The organism is Streptomyces solicavernae (assembly GCF_029968095.1).
In the GTDB taxonomy this organism is placed as follows: domain Bacteria; phylum Actinomycetota; class Actinomycetes; order Streptomycetales; family Streptomycetaceae; genus Streptomyces; species Streptomyces solicavernae.
This window is the reverse complement of the sequence record NZ_JASCIR010000019.1, coordinates 118,148-124,951: the sequence shown is the minus strand read 5'-3', so window position 1 is coordinate 124,951 and position 6,804 is coordinate 118,148. Positions and strand designations below refer to the sequence as shown.

The following is a 6,804-nucleotide window of genomic DNA, read 5'->3' as shown; positions in this document are numbered from 1 at the left end:
GTGTGCCGCTCTCGCGGCGAGAGATGCCGCCGCAGAACCGTTACGGCTCCGTGGCAACCCGAAGAACTTTACGGATCCACACAGGGACTGTCAACCCCCGACTGCGTCACTGATCACCGCCGGATCACTCCAGGTCGGTGAGCCGCCCGCCGGCGTCCGGCTGGGCGTCCTCGACCCGGCGAAGCAGCCTGGTCAGCAGCTCGCCGAGCAAGCCGCGCTCGTCACCGGAGAGGTCCTGCATCAGGTCCTCCTCGAAGACCGTCGCGAGGCGCATGGCCTCCAGCCACTTCTCGCGGCCCGGATCCGTGAGCTCAATGATCACTCGTACGCGATTGTTCTCGTCGCGGTCGCGGGTCACCAGGCCCTCCGCGACCATGCGGTCGATCCGGTGGGTCATGGCCGCCGGGGTGAGGCCGAGGCGCTTGGCGATCTCGCCCGGGCCAAGGCGGTACGGGGCACCGGACAGGACGAGGGCCTTCAGGACCTCCCACTCCGCATTGCTGATGCCGAGCGTGGCCGTCTGGCGGCCGTACGCCACGTTCATGCGGCGGTTGAGGCGGCCGAGCGCAGAGACCACCTGCTCGACCTGCGGATCAAGGTCGCTGAACTCGCGCTGGTACGCGGCGATCTGCTCCTCAAGGGTCGGCTCGGTCGGTGCGGCATCGGCGGTGTCACCCATGCCCGGCAGTGTCGCACACTGCGACTTTGCACTAAAGACCTTCAGGCCGTACTCTTTAGGTCTGAACTTTAGCTTCTAAGTCTTCAGGTCTAACTCCTAGCTCCTGACTCCTAGGTCCTGGGTCCTGGGTCCTGAAGCGACTCCCCTAAGGCAGGTGAAAGTGACCAGGGCGATGGGCGCTGCGATGCGCCGGATCCACGTGGGCAACGCGCTGAGTGCGTTCGGTCTCGGCTTCACGGTCCCGTTCCTCTACGTCTACGTGGCGCAGGTGCGGGAACTCGGTCCTACGACGGCGGGCCTCGTGCTCGCCGTCTTCGCCGTGGCCGCGCTCGTCGTACTGCCGTTCACCGGTCGTGCCGTCGACCGGCGCGGTCCGCTGCCCGTGCTGCTCGCCGCCCTGGTGACCGCCGCGATCGGCGCGATGAGCCTCGGGCTCGCCGCCGATTCCCGGCTGGTCCTGGCCTCGGCCGCGCTGCTCGGCGCCGGGCAGGCCGTGATGCAGCCGGCGCTCGCCACGATGATCGTGGAGTGCTCGACGCCCGAGACCCGCACGCGGGCCTTCGCCATGCAGTTCTTCCTGCAGAACCTGGGCCTCGGCGTCGGCGGTCTGATCGGCGGGCAGATCGTGAAGCGGGAGCGCCCCGGTGACTTCACGCTGCTGTTCGGCATCGAGGCCGCCATGTTCCTGCTGCTCGTCGTGATCATGGCGACGGTGAAGCTGCCGGCGCAGCCGCGGATCGGCGACGCGACGCCACAGGCCAAGGGCGGCTGGAAGCGGCTCTTCGGGAATCGGGCCATGGTGCAGCTGTGCGTGCTGGGCTTTGTGCTGTTCTTCGCCTGCTACGGGCAGTTCGAGTCCGGTCTGTCCGCGTACGGCGTCGAGGCGGCGGGGATCTCGCCGTCCACGCTCGGGATCGCCCTCGCCGCCAATACGGGCGCGATCGTGGTCGCGCAGTTCGTGGTGCTGAAGTTCGTGGAGCGGCGCAAGCGGTCGCGGGTGATCGCGTCGGTCGGGCTGATCTGGGCCGTGGCCTGGATCTTCGCCGGGTACGCGGGTCTGGGGCAGGGCAGCCAGGCCATGGCGACGGCCGCGTTCATCTCCACGTACGCGCTGTTCGGGATCGGAGAGGCCATGCTGTCGCCGACCGTCGCGCCGCTCGTGGCGGATCTGGCGCCGGACGGGATGGTCGGGCAGTACAACTCGGCCTTCGCGCTGGTGAAGCAGCTCGCGCTCGCGGTCGGGCCCGCGGTGGGCGGACCGATGGGGGCCTCGCTGCACGGTCCCTACATCGTGGTGTTCGTGCTCTTCTCGCTCGCCATCACGGTGCTCGCCGTGAAGCTCGGCCGGTCGCTCAGCCCGGCGCAGAACCACCCGTGGGCCGAGAAGAAGAGTCTCGTCGTACGGGAGAGCTCGCCCGCGCCGGCCGAGGTGCCGGTGGCCGGAAGCGCCTGACGACGGACGCAGGGACGCACGGACGGGCGGACGGGCGGACGGGCGGACGGGCGGACGGGCGCATGGGCGCACGGGCTACTCGCGCGGCAGGGCGAACTCGCACCAGACCGCCTTGCCGCCGCCCGGGGTACGGCGGGAGCCCCACGAGGAGGCGATCGTCGCGACGATCGCGATGCCCCGGCCCGCTTCGTCGGCCGGTTCCGCTCTGCGGCGGCGGGGCAGGTGGTCGTCGCCGTCGGTGACCTCGACGATCAGGCGGCGGTCCGTACGGCGGAGTCTGAGGCGCATCGGCGGGGTGCCGTGCTGCAGGGAGTTCGCGACGAGTTCGCTGGCGGCCAGGACGCCCAGGTCGTGCAGCTCCGTCGGGAAGCGCCAGCTGGAGAGGACGCCGGAGGCGAACGCACGCGCGCGTGGTGCCGCTTCCACGCCGCCGAGCAGTTCGAGTGCGGCGCCCCGGAATCGCTCCGCGTCGGCGCCGGTGCGCTTGGGGTGCTGCAGGACCAGGACCGCCACGTCGTCGTCGTGCTCGGCGGTGACGCCCAGGGCGCGGATGAGGCGGTCGCAGACGACCTGCGGGGTGCCCGTGGCGCCGGCGAGGGCCTGCTCCAGGGCGGCGACTCCCTGGTCGATGTCCTCGTCCCGCCGCTCCACCAGGCCGTCGGTGTAGAGCACGGCGGTGGCGCCGGGCGGGAACGGCAGGGAGCCCGAGGTGTGCATCCAGCCGCCGGTGCCGAGCGGGGGGCCGGTCGGCTCGTCCGCGCGGTGCAGGCCGCCCTCGTCGTCGCGTACGAGGACCGGCAGGTGACCGGCGGACGCGTACGTGAGGCGGCCTTCGTTCGGGTCGTGGACGGCGTAGACGCAGGTGGCGATCTGGCTGGCGTCGATCTCCGCGGCGAGGCCGTCCAGCAGTTGCAGCACTTCGTGCGGGGGCAGGTCCAGGCGCGCGTACGCCCGGACCGCCGTGCGGAGCTGGCCCATGACCGCGGCGGCGCGCACCCCGCGGCCCATGACGTCCCCGATGACGAGGGCGGTGCGGCCGCCGCCGAGGGTGATCACGTCGTACCAGTCGCCGCCGACCGCGGCGTCCGTGCCGCCCGGCTGGTACGTGGCGGCGACGCGCAGGTCGTCCGGGCCCTCCAACTCCTGCGGGAGGAGTGAGCGTTGGAGGGTGACGGCGGCCTCGCGGTGCCGGCGTTCGCTCGCGCGGAGGCGTTCGGCGGCCTCGGCCTGGTCGGTGACGTCGGCCGCGAAGACGAGCACGCCGCCGCCGTCGGGGGTGTCGAGCGGGGTGCAGGTGAACGTGTAGGACCGGCCGCCGGGGACCTTGCGGGACTTGACCGTGCGCGGCTTGGCGCTGCGCAGGACCTGGTCGAGCAGGGGCAGCAGGCCGAGCTCCGCCAGCTCGGGCAGCGCTTCGTGCGCGGGGGCGCCCACGGGGCGGGGACCGAAGGCTTCGGCGTACGCGTCGTTGACGTACGCGATGCGGTGCTCGGGGCCGTGGACCAGGGCGACGAGGGCGGGGACGCGGTCGAGGATCCCGCGCACGGCGAAGTCCTCGACGGCGGGCGTGGGAGCGGCGTCGTCCGGTTCGCCGGCCGGGTGCTCGGCCCGGGCGGCGGGCACGGCACCGCGGTCGGCGCCTCTGTCGGCACCGCGGTCGGAGCCGCGACCGGCTGCACGGTCGGCATCTCGTTCGGATGCGCGACCGGCTGCGCGGTCGGCTGCGCGACCGGCTGCGCCGTCGGATGCGCGGTCGGATCGTGCTGCGGCGCGGCGCTGCGTTCCGGGGAATCGGGCGCTCCAGCGCGTGAAGTTCACTGCGTTAGGCCTCGTGTGTTCGCTTCTGGGTCGAGACACGGCACTGGGGATGCCTCGTGCAAGGTCGTGGGGCGGTTCGCCCGTGGTCGGGTCCAGTCTGTCCGACCGGACTGACATCCGTCAGACGCCGGTGCTGTACGCGGAGTTCCTGGCTCCGGTCAGGAGGACTCCTTCGGGCGCTCCCCTCCGGCCGCGAGTTCGAACTCCGCACGCGGGTGCTCCAGGGAGCCCAGCGAGACGACCTCGCGCTTGAAGAGGCCGGCGAGGGTCCACTCGGCCAGCACGCGCGCCTTGCGGTTGAAGGTGGGCACCCGGCTGAGGTGGTACACGCGGTGCATGAACCAAGCAGGGTAGCCCTTCAACTTCCGCCCGTAGACGTGCGCGACGCCCTTGTGGAGGCCGAGCGAGGCGACTGATCCGGCGTAGGAGTGCGCGTAGTCCGTCAGGGGCTGCCCGCGCAGGGCGGCGACCACGTTGTCGGCGAGGACCTTGGCCTGGCGGACGGCGTGCTGGGCGTTGGGGGCGCACTCCCTGCCGGGTTCGCCGGCGGTGATGTCGGGCACCGCGGCCGCGTCACCCGCCGCCCACGCGTGCGTGGTGTCGTCCAGGGCGAGTTTGGCGGTGCACTTCAGGCGCCCGCGTTCGTCGCGAGGCAGGTCGGTCGCGGCGAGCACGGGGTGGGGTTTGACGCCTGCGGTCCACACGACGGTTCTGGTGGGGAAGCGCGAGCCGTCGTCGAGCACGGCGACCCGGTCCTGGCAGGAGTCGAGGCGGGTCTCCAGGCGTACGTCGATGTTGCGGCGGCGCAGTTCGCGCACCGTATAGCGGCCCATTTCCTCGCCGACCTCGGGCAGGATCCGGTCGGACGCCTCCACGAGGATCCACTTCATGTCGTCGGGTTTGACGTTGTGGTAGTAGCGCGAGGCGTAGCGGGCCATGTCCTCCAGCTCGCCGAGCGCCTCCACGCCCGCGTACCCGCCGCCGACGAAGACGAAGGTGAGGGCCGCGTCGCGGACGGCGGGGTCGCGGGTGGAGGAGGCGATGTCCATCTGCTCGATGACGTGGTTGCGCAGCCCGATGGCCTCCTCGACGGTCTTGAAGCCGATGCCGTGGTCGGCCAGCCCGGGCACGGGCAGGGTGCGCGAGATGGAGCCGGGGGCGAGCACGAGTTCGTCGTACGTGATCTCCACGGCGCCGGTGCCCTCCTCCTCGGTGGCGAGGGTGGTGACGGTCGCGGTCCGCTTGGCGTGGTCGATGGACTGCGCCTCGCCGATGACGACCTTGCAGTCGGCCAGGACGCGGCGCAGCGGTACGACGACGTGGCGGGGCGAGATGGATCCGGCGGCGGCCTCGGGCAGGAACGGCTGGTATGTCATGTACGGGTCGGGGGTGATCACCACGATCTCCAGGGACCCCTGCCTGAGCTCGGGTTTGAGCCTCTTCTGCAGCCGCAGCGCGGTGTACAGGCCGACGTAGCCGCCGCCTACGACGAGAATGCGAGCCCGGGGGGATCCGGGGGCCCTCCCCCGGGAGTTTGCAGCCATCACCTGTCCATGACGCACCGCGGCCGCGCGTTTGTCCACAGGCCCGGCAATTTGTGTGACCGGAAGTCCGCGCGGGCCCGGCTCGCGCGCCGCTCTGTGGGTTCGGAGAAATACGCAGGTCAGGCTGTGACTTCGACGGCACGGACGGGGGTGCAATCGGGGTGGAACCGGTGCGTACTCCGATCGGGGGGCGCTCCGGGCGGAACTGGCCCCTTCTGAATTGACTCCGCCTCAACTATGTTCGTGTGACGACGGGGTGCGGGGGAAGTACCACAGATGATCACGGTCAGACCCCCTCCGCGCACCGGTCAGTCAGGCGGGGAAGTCTCCGGGGGGAGACGTCATTACCGGGGGAACGGTTATGCACATTCAAGATTCTCATTGGGGTTCCGCGTCGGCTCTGGCGGCGGCGGACGAGCATCAGCGGCACGGGTCGGAGGACGGTGCGCGCAGCACGCCGCTGCGGGTGGACGCCCAGCGCAATCTGGAGCACGTGCTGCGCGCGGCGCGCGAGGTCTTCGGCGAGCTGGGGTACGGCGCGCCGATGGAGGACGTGGCGCGCCGGGCGCGGGTCGGGGTGGGCACGGTCTACCGACGCTTCCCGAGCAAGGACGTCCTCGTACGGCGGATCGCCGAGGAGGAGACCGCGCGGCTGACCGAGCAGGCGCAGACGGCGCTCGGACAGGAGGACGAGCCGTGGTCGGCGCTCGCCCGCTTCCTGCGGACGTCGGTGGCGTCCGGGGCGGGCCGGCTGCTGCCGCCGCAGGTGCTGCGGGTCGGCGTGGCCGACGAGGGTTCGGCGGAGGCGGGTCCGGAGGAGGCGCGGGTGCCGCAGCAGCGGGCGGCGCAGCCCGATCTGCGGCTCGTGGAGCAGCGGCAGGCCCCGCAGCAGGAGGCGGTGGACCCGGATTCGGGTACGGCGGCGCTGCTAGACGTGGTCGGGCGGCTCGTGGAGCGGGCGCGTGCGGCGCGGGCGCTGCGGGCGGACGTGACCGTCGCGGACGTGCTGCTCGTGATAGCCACGGCTGCGCCTTCGCTGCCCGATCCGGCGCAGCAGGCGGCGGCCTCGGGGCGGCTCCTCGACATCCTTCTGGAAGGGCTGCGGTCCCGGCCTGCCTGATCTCTTTCAGGGCTTCGGGCCTGCCTCCTGATCTCTTTCAGGGCTTCGGGGGCGCCTTGCGGAAAGGCGGAGAAGGCCGGAAGCTCCGGAAGGTCGGAAAGGCCGGAAGAGTCGGGCGAGTGTCGGTCTCGGGTCCGTCGTTTACCGGTCAACCCGTGTTCTTGGCATACCCGTTCAGTGTGCCTCGAAT

General features: G+C 71.6%; 5 protein-coding genes. 2 read left to right on the top strand and 3 right to left on the bottom strand.

The genetic code is table 11. The annotated features are described in order from the left end of the window. Nucleotides 1–124: 124 nt before the first annotated feature. Nucleotides 125–679 (bottom strand): MarR family winged helix-turn-helix transcriptional regulator, encoded by a 555-nt coding sequence (locus QIS99_RS21595; RefSeq protein ID WP_282515208.1) that lies wholly within the window; start codon nucleotides 677–679, stop codon nucleotides 125–127. 172 nt (nucleotides 680–851) lie between these two features. On the opposite strand from QIS99_RS21595, the gene QIS99_RS21590 reads away from it, so the two are divergent. Further along, on the top strand, nucleotides 852–2,132 hold the full coding sequence (locus tag QIS99_RS21590) for an MDR family MFS transporter (protein WP_282515216.1): 1,281 nt from the start codon (nucleotides 852–854) through the stop codon (nucleotides 2,130–2,132). Nucleotides 2,133–2,207: 75 nt separating this feature from the next. On the opposite strand, the gene QIS99_RS21585 is transcribed toward QIS99_RS21590, so the two are convergent. Both QIS99_RS21585 and QIS99_RS21580 read right to left on the bottom strand, forming a co-directional pair. Next, on the bottom strand, nucleotides 2,208–3,950 hold the full coding sequence (locus tag QIS99_RS21585; RefSeq protein ID WP_282515207.1) for an ATP-binding SpoIIE family protein phosphatase: 1,743 nt from the start codon (nucleotides 3,948–3,950) through the stop codon (nucleotides 2,208–2,210). Between the two features lie 158 nt (nucleotides 3,951–4,108). After that, a complete protein-coding gene (locus tag QIS99_RS21580; RefSeq protein ID WP_282515206.1) occupies nucleotides 4,109–5,494 on the bottom strand; it encodes an NAD(P)/FAD-dependent oxidoreductase in 1,386 nt (461 codons plus the stop codon). 361 nt (nucleotides 5,495–5,855) lie between these two features. On the opposite strand from QIS99_RS21580, the gene QIS99_RS21575 reads away from it, so the two are divergent. Next, a complete protein-coding gene (locus QIS99_RS21575; protein WP_282515205.1) occupies nucleotides 5,856–6,614 on the top strand; it encodes a TetR/AcrR family transcriptional regulator in 759 nt (252 codons plus the stop codon). Nucleotides 6,615–6,804 lie beyond the last annotated feature (190 nt).